Source organism: Pseudomonas sp. SWRI51 (assembly GCF_014268825.1).
GTDB classification, from domain to species: Bacteria; Pseudomonadota; Gammaproteobacteria; order Pseudomonadales; family Pseudomonadaceae; genus Aquipseudomonas; species Aquipseudomonas farsensis.
In genome coordinates this window covers 52,410-69,762 of record NZ_JABWRG010000006.1, presented here as the reverse complement: position 1 = coordinate 69,762, position 17,353 = coordinate 52,410, and the positions used below count along the sequence as shown (strand labels likewise).

Genomic DNA, 17,353 nt, shown 5'->3' with positions numbered 1-17,353 from the left:
GAATGCGCGTCGTTGGCCTGTTGGCGGTTGAGGCCGGCCACATGGGGATCGAGCGATTTTGATCGGCGCGCGATGAATGGCTGAAGCGGCTGAAGTGTTCATATTTATGGCCACACGTGCGTGGGACGCCCGTGCATGAAATCGCGCATAAATTTTTTGTTACCGGACAGGTGGAAATGCTTGCTCTTGCCCTGGTCGGCGTCTGGCTGATAGGCCGGGGCGCAAAGCGCCCCCGGCTGTCTATCAGGAAGCCACCGCCTCAGCTGGCGACACGATGCTGGTCTTGGCCCCGCGTGAACGCCCGGAGCTCAGGTAAGCAGCAATCGACTCCTGGGTCACCTCGCCAAGGAACACCTGGTCGGCATCCAGCACCGGCAGCCAGGCGCGGTTGAACTCGTACATGCGCGACAGCAGGATGCGCAAATGCTCGTCGTGCGACGCCGTGGCGTTGAACGGGCGCAGGAAATCGGCACAGGTGCCCTGCTGGCGGTGCATGTCGCGACGGCGCACATAACCCAAGGCTTTGTTCTGCCCATCGGTCACCACCACATACCGGCGGTCGTGCTCATCGAGCAGCTCCAAGGCATCGCTGACCGGCGTCTGCGGGCTGACCGACGGCGCGTTGTCGGCAGCGTCTTCGGCGCGCACCAGCAGCAGGCGCTTGAGGGTGCTGTCCTGGCCGACGAAGTTGCTTACAAAATCATCCACCGGGTGTGCCAGCAGCGTGTCCGGGTGGTCCAGCTGCAGCAGTTTGCCAGCGCGGAAAATGGCGATCTTGTCGCCCAGTTTTATGGCCTCGTCGATGTCGTGGCTGACCATGATCACGGTCTTGTTCAGCGCCCGCTGCATCTCGAAAAACTCGTTCTGGATCATCTCGCGGTTGATCGGGTCGACCGCACCGAACGGCTCGTCCATCAGCAGTACCGGGGCTTCCGCCGCCAGGGCGCGTATCACGCCGATACGCTGCTGCTGGCCACCGGACAGCTCGCGCGGGTAACGCTGCAGGTACTGCTTGGGTTCGAGCTTGATCATGTGCATCAGCTCGCGGGCACGGTCGTGGCAGCGTTTCTTGTCCCAGCCCAGAAGGCGCGGCACCACAGTGATGTTCTCCTCGATGGTCATGTTGGGGAACAGGCCGATCTGCTGGATCACATAGCCGATGTGGCGACGCAGGGTCACCTCATCCAGGGCGCTGGTGTCTTCGCCATTGATGAACACTTGGCCCGAGGTCGGCGTGATCAGGCGGTTGATCATCTTCAGTGTGGTGCTCTTGCCACAGCCCGATGGGCCGAGGAAGGTGCAGATTTCGCCTTCGTTGACCGTCAGGCTGACGGCGTCCACGGCTTTGACGTCTTTGCCGTTGACGTTGAAGGTCTTGCTGAGGTTCTTGAGTTCGATCATGAGCGCAGTCCTTCTGGAGTCAGGGCACGTTGCAGGGTTTGCAGCAGCAGGTCGGCGATGATGGCCAGCAGGCTCACCAGTACGGCGCCGACCAGCAGCATCGACATGTCGCTGCGGCTGATGGAGGTCAGAATGAGCACACCCAGGCCGCCGGCGCCGATGGTCGCGGCGATGGTCATCACGCCGATGTTCATCACCACGGCGGTACGCACGCCGGCGAGGATCACCGGTACTGCAATGGGCAACTCGACCATGCGCAGGCGCTGGCCGAAGGTCATGCCGATGCCGCGCGCCGCTTCACGGATGCCGGGCTCGACGCTGGTCAGCGCCAGGTAGGTGTTGCGCAGGATTGGCAGCAATGAATAAAGGAACACCGCCGTGATCGCCGGCAGAGGCCCGAGGCCCTGGCCGAACTTGCTGTAGAACGGCAGCAGCAGGCCGAACAAGGCAATCGAGGGGATGGTCAGCAGCACCGTGGCGCTGGCCTGCAGCGGGCCGGCAACGGCGGGGAAGCGGGTCATCAGGATGCCCAGCGGCACGCCTACCAGAATCGCCAGGGTGACCGCGACGCCAACCAGCATGATGTGTTGCCAGGTCAGTTGCAGCACCTGGGCCCAGTCCAGATGGGCAAAGGTATTGAGCAAGCTCATGGCTGTGCCTCCTTCAGCGGGTGTTCACGCAAAAATGCAGCGGCCACCGCAGTGGGGTTCTGGTGTTCGACATCCACCTTGGCGTTGAGTTGGCGCATGGTTTCGTCATCGAGCTGCTCGGCCAACGGCTTGAGCAGTGCGGCCAGTTGCGGGTTGGCGTCGAGCACTTGCTTGCGCACCACGGGGGCTGCGGTGTAGTCGGGGAAGTAATGCTTGTCGTCTTCGAGCAGTTTCAGCTCGAAGGCGTTCAGGCGCCCGTCGGTGGTGTACACAAGGCCTGCGAACACCTGGTTGTTGTGCATCGCGGTGTAGACCAAGCCGGCATCCATCTGGCGGATGTTCGGGCGGCCCACTTGCAGGTCGTACATCTGCTTCAGGCCCACCAGGCCATCCGGGCGGTTGGCGAACTCGGTGTCCAGCGCCACCAGGTGGTTGCGCTCGCGTTCGTCACGCAGCACCTGGTTGAGGTCGCTGATGGTGTTGACCTGCGGGTAGGCCTTGGCGACTTCCTTGGGCAAGCCCAGGGCGTAGGTGTTGCTGAACTTGGAGGGCGTCAGCCAGATCAGGCCTTTCTGCGCATCCAGCGCCTTGACCCGTGCATAGGTCGCTTCGGCGCTGGGCATGCGCTCTTCGATGTGGTTGTAGGACACCAGCGACACGCCGGTGTATTCCCACATCAGGTCGAGCTGGCCGGTTTCCTGGGCCTGGCGGGCAATGTTGCTGCCAAGGCCTGAGGTCACGCGCACATCGAAGCCGTTGGCGCGCAGGTACTGGGCGGTGATTTCGGCCAGCACGGTCTGTTCGGTGAACACCCGCGCGCCGATGCGCACCAGCGGTTTTTCGGCTGCCTGGGCAAAACCTGCATATAGCAAGGCCGCGCCCAGCAGCAGGGCGATTGTCTTTTTCATGCTTGCCTCTCGGTTATTGGGCCAGGCCACGTTCCAGCCAGCGCTTGCTGGAGAAACTCACCAACGCATCCAGTGCCAGCGCCAGCAGCGCCGTACAGGCCGCGCCAAGCAGCAACTGCGGTTGGTTGTTCAAGGCAATGCCGGGGAAGATCAGGCTACCCAGGCTGTTGGCACCAATCAGAAACGCCAGTGGCGCAGTACCCACGTTCAGCGCCAGCGCCACGCGCACGCCGCCGACGATGATCGGCACCGCATTGGGCAATTCCACCTGCCACAGTTGCTGGCGCGGGGTCATGCCGATGCCGGTGGCGGCTTCCTTGAGTGAGGCGGGGACGTTTTTCAGGCCTTCGTAGGTGTTGCGCACGATAGGCAGCAATGAGGCGAGGAACAGGGCGAAGATCGCAGGGCCTGCGCCGATGCCCAGAATACTCAGGGCGATGGCCAGAACGGCCAGGGGAGGAATGGTGTTGCCAACGTTGAACAACTGCATGAAACGCTCGGCTTTGTCGACCCGGTGCGGTCGACTCAGGGCAATGCCGGCAGGGATGCCCACGGCCAGCGCCGCCGCCATCGAAGCCAGCACCAGAACCAGGTGCGCTTGCAGATAGAAAGCCAGATCGTCGCGATAACGCACGATCGTGTCGATGCCGATCCAGTGGATCAGCAGGGCCAGGATGACGAGCACGGTGGCACATCCCAACAGCCCTTTACCGTAGCGTTTAGCCACAGGCGGACTCCTTGTGTTGTCGGCGAGCACACTTCTTGGTAGCCGGCCAATGCTGGCGGCGGGTGGTGTGTTCGCGAGTAGCAGCATGATGCAAGCCGAAGGCTGCGATCAGGCCATGAGCCGAACCCCGTCGGGCCCGAAATGCTGATGAAACCAATCCCCAACCGAAGCGGGTTGCAGGGGAGTGGACGTCTCCTGGGGCGCAAAGGTTCCCATCTGAGGCGGCATTTGGCCAGTGTTAATCACTGGGGGTGGGGAAAATTCACACGAGAATCAAGCGTAAAACCTACATCATGGCGCTGAATTGTCTGCTATCGACCGACCTGCGTTGATAGGCAAAATTTCCCGGTCGATTTCTTTAAGTATTCGCTTGAGGGAATATTCATCTGGAGGTATTTTGTCGGTGTGGACGATTAGATTCTGTGAGGAGTTCATCACTGAGTTCGATGCGTTGAGCGAAAGTACTCAGGATCGAATGCTGGGCTACCTACGGTTACTCCAGTCCTCAGGACCTGAGCTCGGTCGCCCTTATGTCGATACGCTTAATGGCTCTCGGCATTCGAACATGAAAGAGCTGAGGATCACCGAGCGAGCTGCAGTCTGGAGGATTGCGTTTGCATTCGACCCGAATCGGCATGCAGTCCTATTGGTGGCAGGCGACAAGGGTGGCCTGAAAGAACAGCGGTTCTATCAGGGGCTCATCAGGCGTGCAGATGCTCGTTTTGACAAGTACCTGTCCAAAGGAGAAAGCGATGTCCAAGACACTTGATGAGGTCATAAACGGGTTGCCCCCTGAACGCAGGGAGCGAGTCGAACAGTTGGGCTGCCAGTTGATCCGTGAAGAATTGACACTTCAGGCATTGCGAAGACAACTTGAATTCACTCAGGAAGGTTTGGCTGAGCGCCTGGACACGCGCCAGGGCACGATCTCCAAAGTGGAGAAACGCAATGACATGCTGATTTCGACCTTGCGCAGCTATGTGGAGGCACTGGGCGGTACGTTGGAGCTGATTGCGCACATGCCTGGCCGCCCGCCGGTCAGGCTTGATGGGTTTAGCGAGGAGCGGGCAAAACGCGCTTAATCTCCCACCACTGACCAAAGGCCGGGGATCTGGTTTTGGTCCCCGTACAACTTCGGGTATGATACGGCCCCATTTTTAATCCCCCAGTCAGGCGATTTCCCATGACCAACCAGGCCGCCGAAGTCGCGAAGCGCCGCACTTTCGCAATTATTTCCCACCCCGACGCCGGTAAGACCACCATCACCGAGAAGCTGCTGCTGATGGGCAAGGCCATTGCCGTCGCCGGTACCGTGAAGTCGCGCAAGTCCGACCGCCACGCCACGTCCGACTGGATGGAAATGGAGAAGCAGCGCGGCATCTCCATCACCACCTCGGTGATGCAGTTCCCGTACCGCGAGCACATGATCAACCTGCTCGACACCCCCGGCCACGAAGACTTCTCCGAAGACACCTACCGCACCCTGACCGCGGTGGACTCGGCGCTGATGGTGCTCGACGGCGGTAAAGGTGTAGAGCCGCGCACCATCGCCCTGATGGACGTCTGCCGCCTGCGTGACACGCCCATCGTCAGCTTCATCAACAAACTCGACCGTGACATCCGCGACCCGATCGAGCTGCTCGACGAAATCGAAGCGGTGCTGAAGATCAAGGCCGCGCCGATCACCTGGCCCATTGGTTGCTACCGCGACTTCAAGGGTGTTTACCACCTGGCCGGCGATTACATCATTGTCTACACCCCGGGCCACGGCCATGAGCGTACGGCGGTGAAAATCATCGAGAAGCTCGATTCCGACGAAGCGCGCGCGCACCTGGGTGATGAGTACGACCGCTTCATCGAACAGCTGGAACTGGTGCAGGGCGCCTGCCACGAGTTCGACCGTGACGAATTCATCAGTGGCCAGCTCACTCCAGTGTTCTTCGGCACTGCGCTGGGCAACTTCGGTGTCGACCATGTGCTCGACGCGGTGGTCGATTGGGCCCCGCGCCCACTGGCCCGTGTTGCCCACGAGCGTACCGTTGAGCCGGTCGAAGACAAGTTCACAGGCTTCGTGTTCAAGATCCAGGCGAACATGGACCCGAAACACCGTGACCGTATCGCCTTCATGCGCATTTGCTCGGGCAAGTACGAGAAGGGCATGAAAATGCGCCATGTGCGCACCGGCAAGGACCTGCGCATCGGCGATGCACTGACGTTCTTCTCCTCCGAGCGCGAGCAGCTCGAAGAAGCCTTTGCCGGCGATATCATCGGCCTGCACAACCACGGCACCATCCAGATCGGTGACACCTTCACCGAAGGCGAGGCGCTGGGCTTTACGGGTATTCCGCACTTTGCCCCGGAGCTATTCCGCCGCGTACGCCTGAAAGACCCGCTCAAGTCCAAGCAATTGCGTCAGGGCTTGCAGCAGTTGGCAGAAGAGGGCGCCACCCAGGTGTTCTTCCCGGAGCGCAGCAACGACATCATTCTCGGCGCGGTCGGTGTACTGCAGTTCGATGTGGTCGCCAGCCGCCTGAAAGAAGAATACAAGGTCGAGTGCGCCTACGAGCCGATCACCGTGTGGTCGGCGCGCTGGATCACCTGCGACGACAAGAAGAAGCTTGAGGACTTCCAGGTCAAGGCCATGGAAAACCTGGCCATCGACGGTGGCGGCCACCTGACCTACCTGGCGCCGACCCGGGTCAACCTGGCATTGATGGAAGAACGCTGGCCTGATGTGAAATTCCGCGCTACCCGCGAGCATCACTGACAGCAGTTTTGTAGAGATTCCATGGTTTCAGGCAATTTGCTTTTGATTGTGTAGGAGCGGCCTTGTGTCACGAAAGGGCTGCGTAGCAGCCCCAGGATCTCGGTCTCAAGCAAAATTATTGGGGCTGCTACGCAGCCCTTTCGCGACACAAGGCCGCTCCTACAGAAAGCCGCGCCCAGCCGCAATGGCAATCCACTCACCACAGCCTGAGCAGGCCCTGCTCCATTTTGCCCCTCAATTGCCGGCCTTGATGCTGGTCCATATCCGCGTACGTACACGGTCGATCTTGGCCGGCATCGCTTCCAGCGCATACAGCTTGCCCAGCTCCTGATCCGTTGGGTAAATCATCGTGTTGTGCTTGAGCGCCGGGTCTACCAGCGCGTCGGCTTGCTGGTTGCCGTTGGCGTATTGCACGAAGTCACTGATGCCCGCCATCACCTCCGGCTGCAACAGGTAGTTCATGTAGGCGTAACCGGCTTTCTCATTCGGCGCATCGGCCGGCATCGCGACCATGTCGAACCACATCGGCGCGCCTTCCTTGGGGATGGTGTAACCCACCTTGACCCCGTTCTTCGCCTCTTCGGCGCGGTTCTTCGCCTGCAACACATCCCCCGAGAAGCCCACCACCACACAGATATCGCCGTTGGCCAGGTCGCCTGTGTACTTCGAGGAATGGAAGTAGCTGATGTACGGGCGCACCTTCATCAGCAGCGCCTTGGCCTTTTCATAGTCGGCCGGGTTCTGGCTGTGGGGCGGCAAGCCCAGGTAGTTCAGGGCAATCGGCAGCAGCTCAGGGCCGTTGTCGAGCACCGCCACACCGCAGCTTTTCAGCTTGCTCATGTATTCGGGCTTGAATATCAAATCCCACGAGTCCACCGGCGCGTTGTCGCCCAGCACCGCCTTGACCTTGTCGATGTTGTAGCCGATGCCGGTGCTGCCCCACAGGTACGGGAAGCCATACTGGTTCCCAGGGTCGTTCACCTCCAACGCCTTGAGCAGCACCGGGTTGAGGTTCTTCCAGTTGGGCAACTGGCTCTTGTCGAGCTTCTTCAGGGCCTTGCCCTGGATCTGCCGGGCCATGAAGTGGTTGGACGGGAATACCACGTCGTAGCCCGAGTTACCCGTCATCAGCTTGCCGTCGAGGGTCTCGTTGCTGTCGTAGACGTCGTAGGTCGGGATGATGCCGGTGGCCTGCTGGAAGTTCTTCAGCGTGTCAGGGGCGACGTAGCTCGACCAGTTGTAGATCTTTACCGATTCGGCGGCGCCGGCCACGCTTGCGGCCAGCATCAGGGGAGCGAGAACGAGTGTGCGCATGTCGGGGTACCTTGCTTTGTCTGTTGTTGTCGAAGGCAGGCGATCAGCGGATCAGAAAATCAGTACGTAGGTCTTGCGCACGGTCTGTTCGATATCCCAGATGCCGGTGCTGTTGGCCGGTAGCATCAATGCGTCTCCGGCTTCTATGACCAGGGGCTCGCCATCGTCGGGGGTGAAGGTGCAGCGGCCCTTGATGAAATGGCAGAACTCCTGTTGCACGATCTGCCGGCGCCAGCGCCCTGGGGTGCACTCCCAGATGCCGGTTTCGACCCCGTCGCTGCGCTCGACGCAAGTGACTGACGTGACCGCGACCGGTTCGCCGAGCGGCACGGCTACCGGGTTGCTGCTGTCTAGCGTAACGCTGTCGGTGTGCTTGAACTGGGTGATGCTCATGGCGATGGGCCCTGTGTGGAAATAACGGCAAGTCAGTGCATGAAGCCTTCCATGAAGTCGGCGACGCCGCTGGCCAGGCGTCGGCGCCACGGCGCGGTGGCCGGGTTGGCCAGGGTGCGGTCTTCGTGCACGAAGCTCTGGATGATTGCGTTGTAGCCTAGCCAGCGGCAGGGCTCGGGCGGCCAGCTGGCCAGGCTCGACAGCGGACGGTTGTCGTATACCCAGGGCTGCGCGGTCAGTTCGTTGTGCTGGCCAAGAATCAACGCGGCCAAGGTGCGCCCGCCCAGGTTGGTGGCACCAACGCCTTCGCCGCCATAGCCGCCCGACAGGGCCAAACCGCGCTGCCGGTCGCACAGCATGTGCGGGTGGAAACGTCGAGCCATGCCCAGGTTGCCGCCCCAGGTGTGGGTGATGCGCACATGCCGCAGTTGCGGGAACAGCTCGCCGAACAGGTAGCGGCGCAGTTCCACCTCATGCTGCGCCAGGGTGAAGTCTTCGCGCAGGCGGCCGCCAAAACGGTAGCCACCCCGGGCGCCGAAGACCAGCCGGTTGTCGGCGCTACGCTGGCCGTAGGTCACCTGGCGGCTGCTCTCGCTGAAGGCTTGGCCCTGGCTCAAGCCGATCTGTTCCCAAGTCGATTCGGGCAGCGGTTCGGTGGCCACCAGCAGGCTCTGCACCGGCAGTTGGTGGCGGCCCAGCGGCGGCAGGCTGGCGGCGTAGCCTTCGACGGCCGGCACCACCCAGTGGCTGCGGATACGCGCAAGTGGAGTGCGCACCTCGCCGGTTTGCCAGTCGATGGCCGGGGTGTTTTCGTAGATCGTCACGCCCATGCGTTCCACCACCCGGGCCAGGCCGCGCACCAGCTTGGCGGGTTGAATGGTGGCGGTGTGCGGGCTGTAGATCGCGCCATAGGGGTTGCTGATGCGCAGGTGTGCGTCGAGTTGTTCAGGGCGCAGCCACTGGTAATCGTCCGGGGTCATGCCCTGGCGGTAAAGGTCATCGAGCCAGGCGCGCAGGCTGCGCTCCTGCTCGGGGTAGCGCGCCGCGCAGTACAGCACGCCGCCTTTGCGGTAGTCGCAGTCGATGCCCTCGCGCTGCAATACCTGCTGGACCTCGTCGGGGATGCCATGCAGCAGGTCGATGCTGGCGCGGCGCTGGTGTGCCGACAAAGTGCCGAGCAGGCGGTCCTCGCCCAGCAGGTTGCCCATCAGCCAACCGCCGTTGCGCCCCGAGGCGCCGAAGCCTGCGATATTGGCCTCGATCACCGCGATGTTCAGTTGCGGCGCCTGGCGCTTGAGGTAATAGGCGGTCCACAGCCCGGTGTAGCCGGCGCCGATGATGCACACGTCGAGGTCCAGGTCCTGGCGCAGCGCCGGCCGCGCGCACAGCGGCTCATCGAGTTGGTCCATCCACAGGCTCAAGGTGCGCAGGGGTTGCATCGGGGCGTGCTCCACATCGGTATCGGTCTGGGGACGATCCTAGTGAAGCGAAGCGGGGCCTGTCTTACGTGCGTGCACGCAGGGAAATCTGCTTGAGGTAGGCCTTGGGGGTCAGGCCTGTGTGCTCGCGAAATGCCTTGTAGAAGGCTGACAGCGAATTGAAACCTGCGCTGAATGCCAGGTCATCGATGGACGCCTCGCCCCGGCCGTCGCCAACACTTGCCAACAGGTGCTGCAAGCGGGCCTGGTTGACGTAGCGATAGAAGCTCTGGCCCAGCACCTGGTTGAGCAGGTAGGAAATCTGGTTGCGGCTGTAACCGCTCGCGTCGGCCACCTGTTGCAGGTCGAGTTCCGGGTCCAGGTAGGGGCGTTGCTGGTGGAAGTAGTGTTCCAGGTCCTGGGCCATGGTCGACAGCTGGCGCGGCGACAGGCCCAGGCGGCTGGTGGCCGGGCGCAAGCCGCCGGCACTGGCACCCTTGCTGGCGTGGCGCACCAGCGTCGCGTACTCGTTGACCCGCCAGATCAGGCCGTCCTTGACGGTAATCGCCTCGCTCGACTGGAACGCGGCCAGCCCGTCGCCGCCCTGCACGGTGACCTGGTACTGAATGAACGCGGTGCAGCCATCGACGCGAATGCGGTCGCTGTGAACGATATCTTCGCCAGCCTCGTGGGGCAGGCAGGCGCGCACATAGTCGCGCAGCTCATCGTAACCAAGCACGCGGTTCTGGAAGAAATCGTGGTACTGCACCTGGGGGTGGTAGAGCGCCATTACGCCGTCGAGGTCGCGGTGCTTCCAGCACAGGTGGTAGCGCAGCACGGTATCGGCGGTCAGCGGGGTTTGCCCGGGGCCGTCACGGGGGAGGTCGCAGCTCATGGCCCGATAGTGCCGGGGCGTTGGTTGCCAGGCAAGGGGCTGGGCGCAGCAGACATTGCAGAAACCCTGAGCCAAACGGGTGTGTCCGGGTTTTTTGCACGACCCTAGGACTGCGTCAATTTCCAACTTATTGATTTTCAAAGAAGTAATTTTTCGTCACAACTGGCATACGGCCTGCACCGGACACAGCGTTGACTGCTCTGTCACCTCACAATAAAGGCGAACAACCATGATCCCGACTGCCGACTCTACCTATGTCGACTCCCAGGCTCGCTCAGGCGTGTCCTGGGGCGCCATCTTTGCTGGTGCTGCCGCTGCTGCGGCGCTCTCCCTGATCCTTGTGGTGCTGGGTGCCGGGCTTGGTTTTGCCGCAAGCTCCCCATGGGCCAACGAGGGTGCGAGCGCCAAGGCGCTGGGCATTTCGACGATTATCTGGCTGCTGCTGACGCAGATCCTGGCCTCGGGCCTTGGCGGTTACATCGCCGGTCGGCTGCGGGTGAAGTGGGCCAACCTGCATGGCGATGAAGTGTACTTCCGCGATACCGCCCATGGTTTCCTGTCGTGGGCCGTGGCAACCCTGGTGGCCGCCATGCTGATCGCCAGCACCGCCGGTGGCCTGCTCAGCGCCGGTGCGCAGGCAAGTGCCAGTGCCGTGGGTGCCGCGGCGAGCATGGCGCCCAAGGGCGAGCCAGACTCCTACTTTGTCGACACGTTGTTCCGTACCGATGGCCCTGCTGCGGTGGGTGAGGATGCAGCCAATGGCGTGGCTGCGCGCATTCTGGCCAAGGCGGTTGCCCAGGACGGGGCGCTGGAGCCAGGTGACCGTGCCTACCTTGCGCAACTGGTCGCCCAGCGCACGCGCCTGAGCCAGGCCGAGGCCGAAGCCCGTGTGGACCAGGTGTTCGCGCAGGTGCAACAAGTCAAGGTACAGGCCCAGCAAGCGGCTGACACCGCAGCCAAAGTAGCGGCCTGGACCGCGCTGTGGACCTTCGTCGCGCTGCTGTGCGGCGCGTTCTTCGCCAGCCTTGCAGCCCTGATGGGTGGCCGTCGCCGCGACAGCGTGCGCTGGTTGGAAACGGAAGGCCTGGAATATTCGGCGACTGCTCGTCGCGTTCAACACTAAGAAAGGAGAGACATCATGCGCTCGATTCTGCTTTGGATGCTTGGCGTACCGATCCCGGTGATTATCCTGATCGCGATCTTCATGCACTAAAACCTTGGCAGTGGTTCGGTTCGCCGAACCACTGCCAACGGCTTACCAAGTCTTACAGAAACTGCTCGGCGTAGTGGCAAGCCACTTGCCGAGTTCCTACCTGCCGGAACGCCGGCACTTCTTTGCCACAGCGCTCAGTCGCATAGGGGCAGCGCTTGTGAAAGGCGCATCCCTCTGGCGGGTTCAGCGGGTTGGGCAGCTCACCGACGATGCGGATCTTCGGCTTCAGCGGGTCTGGGTGAATCGCCGGGGTCGCTGACAGCAATGCCTGGGTGTAAGGGTGCAGCGGCTTGGCATAGATGTCCTCTTTCGGGCCCATTTCCGCCGGGCGCCCCAGGTACATCACCAGCACCTGATCGGCCACATGGCGCACCACCGCCAGGTTGTGCGAAATAAACACGTAGGCGGTGTTGAATTCCTTCTGCAGGTCCATGAACAGGTTCAGCACCTGGGCCTGGATCGACACGTCCAGCGCGGACGTGGGCTCATCCGCTACCAACACCTTCGGTTGCAGCATCATGGCCCGGGCCAGGGCGATGCGCTGGCGCTGGCCGCCGGAGAACATGTGCGGATAGCGCTGGTAATGCTCGGGGCGCAAGCCCACCTGCTCCATCATTTTCTGCACTTTTTCGCGGCGTTCGGCCTTGCTCAGCGAGGTGTTGATCAACAGCGGCTCGGCCAACTGGTCGCCGATCTTCTGCCGTGGGTTGAGGGAAGCGTAGGGGCTCTGGAACACCATCTGGACATCGCGGCGCAATTGCTTGCGCTGCTGCTTGCCGGCGCCGTTCACCTCAAGGCCTGCGATTTGCAGGGAGCCTGAGGTGGGCTCTTCGATCAGCGTCAGGGCGCGGGCCAGGGTGGACTTGCCGCAGCCGGACTCACCGACCACTGCCAGGGTCTTGCCGGCCTCCAGTTCGAACGACACGCCATTGAGCGCACGCACCAGCGCATGGCCTTTGAACAGGCCACGGGACACTTCGTAATGACGGGTCAGCTCACGGGCTGAAAGTACGACGGTCATCACGCCACCTCCTGGTTGAGCGGGTAGAAGCAACGCGCCAGGCTATGGGCCTGGGGGTCGAGGGCCGGGCGCTGGCGCCGACAGTGCTCTTGCACATACGGGCAGCGCGGCGACAGCAGGCAGCCTTGTGGGCGGTCGTAGCGGCCGGGGACGATGCCAGGCAGTGTGGCCAGGCGCTCGGCACCGATGCTGTGCTCGGGGATGGCCGCCAGCAGGGCTTCGCTGTAGGGGTGGGCGGGGACTTCGAACAGCTCTGGCACCTGGCCGACCTCTACCGCCTGGCCTGCGTACATCACGCACACGCGCCTGGCAGTTTCGGCAACCACGGCCAGATCGTGGGTAATCAGGATCAGCGCCATGTTGCGCTCTTTCTGCAGGTTGACCAGCAGTTCCATGATTTGCGCCTGAATGGTCACATCGAGTGCCGTGGTGGGCTCATCGGCAATCAGCAGTTTGGGCTCGCCGGCAATTGCCATGGCGATCGCCACCCGCTGGCTCATGCCGCCGGACAACTGGTGGGGGTAGGCGTCCAGGCGGCTTTCGGCCGCCGGAATCTCGACTTTTTGCAGCAGCTCCAGCGCGCGCTGGCGCGCCGCCTTGCCCTTCAGGCCCAGGTGTTGGCGCAGTACTTCCTCGATCTGGTAGCCCACGGTGAAGCTTGGGTTGAGCGCGGTCATCGGGTCCTGGAAAACCATGGCGATGTCCTTGCCGACTACCTTGCGCCGTTGCCGGGCGCTGAGCTTGAGCATGTCGATGCCGGCAAAACGCAAGGTGTCGGCAGTGATGCGCCCAGGGGCGTCGATCAGGCCCATCAAGGCCATCATGGTGACTGATTTGCCCGAGCCGGACTCACCGACGATGGCGAGGATTTCGCCGGCATCGACCGCAAGGTCCAAGCCGTCCACCACGGGTACGGCATTGGCGTCGCCGAAGCGCACGTTCAGGTTGTCTATTTGCAACAGTGACATGGCGTTCTCCTCAGGCGGCGTTCTTGAGTTTCGGGTCCAGCGCATCGCGCAGGCCGTCGCCCATCAGGTTGATTGCCAGCACACTGAGCAATATGGTCAGGCCGGGCAGGCTCACTACCCACCAGGCGCGTTCGATGTAGTCGCGGGCCGAGGCCAGCATGGTGCCCCACTCCGGGGTGGGGGGCTGCACGCCGAGGCCCAGGAAGCCCAGCGCGGCGGCGTCGAGAATCGCCGAGGAGAAACTCAAGGTCGCCTGCACGATCAGCGGCGCCATGCAGTTGGGCAGCACGGTGACGAACATCAGGCGCGGCAGCCCGGCGCCGGCCAGGCGGGCGGCGGTGACGTAGTCGCGGTTCAGCTCACCCATGACGGCGGCGCGGGTCAGGCGCACGTAGGAGGGCAGCGACACGATGGCAATGGCGATCACGGTATTGATCAGGCCTGGGCCTAGGATGGCGACGATGGCCACGGCCAGCAGCAACGAGGGCAGTGCCAGCATCACGTCCATCAGGCGCATGATCGAGGGGCCCAGCAGCCGTGGGAAGAAGCCTGCGAACAGGCCCAGCAGGATGCCTGGGATCAGCGACATCACCACCGACGACAGGCCGATCAGCAGTGACAGGCGCGCGCCCTGGATCAGCCGGGAGAGCAGGTCGCGGCCCAGTTCGTCGGTGCCTAGCACGAACTGCCAGGTGCCGCCTTCGAGCCACACCGGTGGCGTGAGCAGGAAGTCGCGGTATTGCTCGCTGGGGTTGTGCGGCGCCACCCAAGGGGCAAACAGCGCGCAAAACACCACCAGCAGCATGAAGGAAAGGCCCGCTACCGCACCTTTGTTGCGTGAGAACGCCTGCCAGAATTCCTTGTAGGGCGAGGGGTACAGCGAGCTGTGGTCGACGGCGCCAGGCGCAGTGCCAGCTTTGGAAATAGGGCTAGTCATGGCTTGGGCCTCAGCGCTGATGACGGATGCGTGGGTTGGCCAGGCCGTAGAGGATATCCACGACGAAGTTGACCAGGATCACCAGGCAGGCGATCAACAGGATGCCGTTCTGCACCACCGGGTAGTCACGGGCACCGATGGCTTCGATCAGCCATTTGCCGATGCCCGGCCAGGAGAAGATGGTTTCGGTCAGCACCGCGCCACCGAGCAAGGTGCCGATCTGCAGGCCGAACACGGTCAACACCGGGATCAGCGCGTTGCGCAGGCCGTGGATGAACACGATGCGCGCCGGCGACAGGCCTTTGGCGCGGGCGGTGCGGATGTAGTCTTCGCGCAGCACTTCAAGCATGGAGGAGCGGGTCATGCGGGCGATGACCGCCAGCGGAATGGTGCCGAGCACGATGGACGGCAGGATCAGGTGCATCAGCGCATCCTTGAACGCGCCTTCTTCATCGCTGAGCAGGGTGTCGATGAGCATGAAGCCGGTGCGTGGCTCGATGTCCATCAGCACGTCGATACGCCCGGTCACCGGGGTCCAGCCAAGCTTGACCGAGAAGAACATGATCAGCACCAGGCCCCACCAGAAGATCGGCATGGAATAGCCGGTCAGCGAGATGCCCATGACCCCATGGTCGAACAGCGAACCGCGCTTGAGGGCTGCAATCACCCCGGCCAGCAGGCCGAACACCCCGGCGAACAGCAGGGCGCAAAACGCCAGCTCCACGGTGGCCGGGAACAGGGTCAGAAACTCGCTCCACACGCTTTCGCGGCTGCGCAGCGATTCACCGAGGTCGCCCTGGGCGAGCTTGCCGATGTAGTCCACGTACTGCGCAGGCAGCGGCTTGTTCAGCCCCAGGCGCTCCATGGCCTGGGCGTGCATTTCAGGGTCGACCCTGCGCTCACCCATCATCACTTCCACCGGGTCACCGGGGATCAGGCGTATCAGCGCAAAGGTCAGCAGGGTGATACCGAAAAAAGTCGGAATCAGCAGGCCCAGGCGCCGGGCAATAAAACTCAACATTGTCGGGGTTACCTCATCAGCCGTGGTACGGCGGTGCCGCCGGTGCCCGTGTGGGGTGTCGGCGGTCGTTGTTGTTCTACTTCACCTTGGTGGTGGCGAAGTTGTTGTTGGTCAGTGGGTTGATCACATAACCCTCCACGTTCTCGCGCATGGCGGTGAACAGTTTAGGGTGGGCCATGCTGATCCAGGGCTGGTCCTCATCGTACACCGCCAGGGCCTCGCTATAGAGCTTGGCGCGTTCATCGTTGTCGATCACTTCACGGGCACGCGTGATCAGTTGCTGGAACTTAGGGTTGCACCAGCGCGCATAGTTCTCGCCAGTTTTGACGGCATCGCAACTAAGCAGTGGGCTGAGGAAGTTGTCCGGGTCGCCGTTGTCGCCGCCCCAGCCTGTCGAAACCATGTCTGCCTCGCCCTTTTTAGCCCGGCGCAGCATCTCGGCCCACTCCATGACGCGAATATCGAGCTTCAGGCCGACCTTGGCCAGGTCCGCCTGCAGCATTTCGGCTGAAAGGCGCGGGTTGGGGTTGGTCGGGCCGCCGCCGTTGCGGGTGAACAGGGTAAAGGTCGTGCCATCCGGCACCCCAGCCAGGGCAAGCAGGGCGCGGGCCTTGGCAAGATCTCGGGGCGGGTTGCGGTTTTCGTGGTTGAAGCCGATCAGGGTAGGCGGGTAGGGGTTCACCGCAAGCTGCGCGTTGCCTTTGCCGAACAGTTGGTCCACGTGGGCCTGGCGGTCGAAGGCAAGGTTGATCGCCCGGCGCACGCGCACATCGCTGAGGTACGGGTGTTCGGTGTTCATGGCGATGTAGCCGGTCACCATCGCCTCGATTTCGGCGACTTTCAGCTTAGGGTCGGCCTTGATTGCCGGCACGTCCTCAGGCTTGGGGGACAGCGCCACCTGGCACTCGTTGGCGCGCAGCTTTTGCAGGCGCACGTTGTTGTCGGTGGCGATGGCGAAGATCAGCCCATCGCTTGGCGGCTTGCCACGAAAGTAATCCGGGTTGGCCTTGAAGCGCACCTGCGCGTCCTTGTTGTAGCGTTGAAAAACAAACGGCCCGGTGCCCACCGGCTTGCTGTTGAGTTCGGCGGCCTTGCCGGCCTTGAGCAACTGGTCGCCATATTCGGCCGAGTAGATCGAGGTGAACGCCATTGCCATGTCGCGCAAGAACGGTGCCTCGGGGCGGTTCAGGGTAATGACCACGGTGTAGGGGCCGGTTTTTTCCACCGACTTGAGCAGGTCGCTGAACGCCATGCTCTCGAAATAGGGGTAACCGACGCTGGTTTTGTCGTGCCATGGGTGGTCGCGGCGCAACTGGCGGTTGAGGCTCCACAGCACATCGTCGGCGTTGAATTCGCGGCTGGGCGTGAAGTAGTCGGTGGTGTGGAACTTCACCCCTTGGCGCAGCTGGAAGGTGTAGCGCAGCCCGTCGGGGCTGATGTCCCAGTGGGTGGCCAGTGCCGGCTGGATGTCGGTGGTACCGGGCTTGAAGTCGACCAGGCGGTTGAACACGGTTTCGGAGGCGGCATCGGCGGTGACGGCAGTGGTGTACTGGACGATGTCGAAGCCTTCCGGGCTGGCTTCGGTGCAGACCACCAACGGCTTGGCCGCAAGGTTCGAGGCTGCGCCGAAAATGAGTGCTGCCATTGCCGCGCGTAGCGTGAGTGAGCTCATGGGACCTCCCTGCAGTGATTGTTCCAGCGTAGTTGCCATGGCCCGCAA

Annotated in this window: 17 protein-coding genes; 4 read left to right on the top strand and 13 right to left on the bottom strand. The window is 62.5% G+C overall.

The annotated features are described in order from the left end of the window. Nucleotides 1-243 precede the first annotated feature (243 nt). From HU720_RS03940 to HU720_RS03925, 4 genes are read right to left on the bottom strand one after another with little or no spacing between them, the layout of a single operon-like run. Complete coding sequence (locus HU720_RS03940; RefSeq protein WP_186517423.1) at nucleotides 244-1,401, bottom strand: ABC transporter ATP-binding protein; 1,158 nt, start codon at nucleotides 1,399-1,401, stop codon at nucleotides 244-246. After that, nucleotides 1,398-2,051, bottom strand: a complete 654-nt coding sequence (locus HU720_RS03935) for an ABC transporter permease (protein ID WP_186517421.1) — start codon at nucleotides 2,049-2,051, stop codon at nucleotides 1,398-1,400. The genes HU720_RS03940 and HU720_RS03935 overlap by 4 nt, the downstream gene beginning before the upstream one ends. Continuing rightward, nucleotides 2,048-2,959, bottom strand: a complete 912-nt coding sequence (locus tag HU720_RS03930; RefSeq protein WP_186517419.1) for a glycine betaine ABC transporter substrate-binding protein — start codon at nucleotides 2,957-2,959, stop codon at nucleotides 2,048-2,050. The genes HU720_RS03935 and HU720_RS03930 overlap by 4 nt, the downstream gene beginning before the upstream one ends. Nucleotides 2,960-2,972: 13 nt before the next feature. Beyond that, on the bottom strand, nucleotides 2,973-3,686 hold the full coding sequence (locus HU720_RS03925) for an ABC transporter permease (protein WP_186517417.1): 714 nt from the start codon (nucleotides 3,684-3,686) through the stop codon (nucleotides 2,973-2,975). 304 nt (nucleotides 3,687-3,990) lie between these two features. Between HU720_RS03925 and HU720_RS24195 the strand changes: the two genes are divergently transcribed. The 3 genes from HU720_RS24195 to HU720_RS03910 all read left to right on the top strand — a co-directional run bounded on the left by HU720_RS24195 (nucleotide 3,991) and on the right by HU720_RS03910 (nucleotide 6,453). Further along, on the top strand, nucleotides 3,991-4,455 hold the full coding sequence (locus HU720_RS24195; RefSeq protein ID WP_225917093.1) for a type II toxin-antitoxin system RelE/ParE family toxin: 465 nt from the start codon (nucleotides 3,991-3,993) through the stop codon (nucleotides 4,453-4,455). Continuing rightward, nucleotides 4,439-4,768, top strand: coding sequence for a helix-turn-helix transcriptional regulator (locus HU720_RS03915; protein ID WP_186517415.1), 330 nt, complete (start codon nucleotides 4,439-4,441; stop codon nucleotides 4,766-4,768). The genes HU720_RS24195 and HU720_RS03915 overlap by 17 nt, the downstream gene beginning before the upstream one ends. Nucleotides 4,769-4,869: 101 nt before the next feature. Next, a complete protein-coding gene (locus HU720_RS03910) occupies nucleotides 4,870-6,453 on the top strand; it encodes a peptide chain release factor 3 (RefSeq protein ID WP_186517414.1) in 1,584 nt (527 codons plus the stop codon). Between the two features lie 234 nt (nucleotides 6,454-6,687). On the opposite strand, the gene HU720_RS03905 is transcribed toward HU720_RS03910, so the two are convergent. From HU720_RS03905 to HU720_RS03890, 4 genes are all read right to left on the bottom strand, one after another. After that, on the bottom strand, nucleotides 6,688-7,767 hold the full coding sequence (locus tag HU720_RS03905; protein ID WP_186517413.1) for a polyamine ABC transporter substrate-binding protein: 1,080 nt from the start codon (nucleotides 7,765-7,767) through the stop codon (nucleotides 6,688-6,690). Nucleotides 7,768-7,818: 51 nt separating this feature from the next. Continuing rightward, entirely contained in the window at nucleotides 7,819-8,160 is a 342-nt protein-coding gene (locus tag HU720_RS03900) for a cupin domain-containing protein (RefSeq protein WP_186517412.1), read from the bottom strand. Between the two features lie 32 nt (nucleotides 8,161-8,192). Further along, nucleotides 8,193-9,599 carry an FAD-dependent oxidoreductase gene (locus HU720_RS03895; RefSeq protein ID WP_186517411.1) on the bottom strand — a complete coding sequence of 469 codons (1,407 nt, stop codon included), beginning with the start codon at nucleotides 9,597-9,599 and terminating at the stop codon, nucleotides 8,193-8,195. Between the two features lie 64 nt (nucleotides 9,600-9,663). Next, on the bottom strand, nucleotides 9,664-10,473 hold the full coding sequence (locus tag HU720_RS03890) for a nuclear transport factor 2 family protein (RefSeq protein WP_186517410.1): 810 nt from the start codon (nucleotides 10,471-10,473) through the stop codon (nucleotides 9,664-9,666). Nucleotides 10,474-10,702: 229 nt separating this feature from the next. On the opposite strand from HU720_RS03890, the gene HU720_RS03885 reads away from it, so the two are divergent. Then, nucleotides 10,703-11,596, top strand: coding sequence for a hypothetical protein (locus tag HU720_RS03885; protein WP_186517408.1), 894 nt, complete (start codon nucleotides 10,703-10,705; stop codon nucleotides 11,594-11,596). Nucleotides 11,597-11,738: 142 nt separating this feature from the next. Here HU720_RS03885 and HU720_RS03880 read toward each other — a convergent pair whose 3' ends face one another. The 5 genes from HU720_RS03880 to HU720_RS03860 form a co-directional block, all read right to left on the bottom strand. Continuing rightward, nucleotides 11,739-12,707 carry a peptide ABC transporter ATP-binding protein gene (locus tag HU720_RS03880; protein WP_186517406.1) on the bottom strand — a complete coding sequence of 323 codons (969 nt, stop codon included), beginning with the start codon at nucleotides 12,705-12,707 and terminating at the stop codon, nucleotides 11,739-11,741. Further along, nucleotides 12,707-13,675: an ABC transporter ATP-binding protein gene (locus tag HU720_RS03875; RefSeq protein WP_186517404.1), complete on the bottom strand. Its 969-nt coding sequence runs from the start codon at nucleotides 13,673-13,675 to the stop codon at nucleotides 12,707-12,709. The genes HU720_RS03880 and HU720_RS03875 overlap by 1 nt, the downstream gene beginning before the upstream one ends. Before the next feature lie 10 nt (nucleotides 13,676-13,685). Continuing rightward, a complete protein-coding gene (locus HU720_RS03870; RefSeq protein ID WP_186517402.1) occupies nucleotides 13,686-14,612 on the bottom strand; it encodes an ABC transporter permease subunit in 927 nt (308 codons plus the stop codon). Nucleotides 14,613-14,622: 10 nt separating this feature from the next. Then, the gene (locus HU720_RS03865) at nucleotides 14,623-15,633 is read right to left on the bottom strand and encodes an ABC transporter permease subunit (RefSeq protein ID WP_186517401.1); all 1,011 of its coding nucleotides are present in this window, start codon (nucleotides 15,631-15,633) and stop codon (nucleotides 14,623-14,625) included. Nucleotides 15,634-15,709: 76 nt separating this feature from the next. After that, nucleotides 15,710-17,305, bottom strand: coding sequence for an ABC transporter substrate-binding protein (locus HU720_RS03860; protein ID WP_186517400.1), 1,596 nt, complete (start codon nucleotides 17,303-17,305; stop codon nucleotides 15,710-15,712). Nucleotides 17,306-17,353 lie beyond the last annotated feature (48 nt).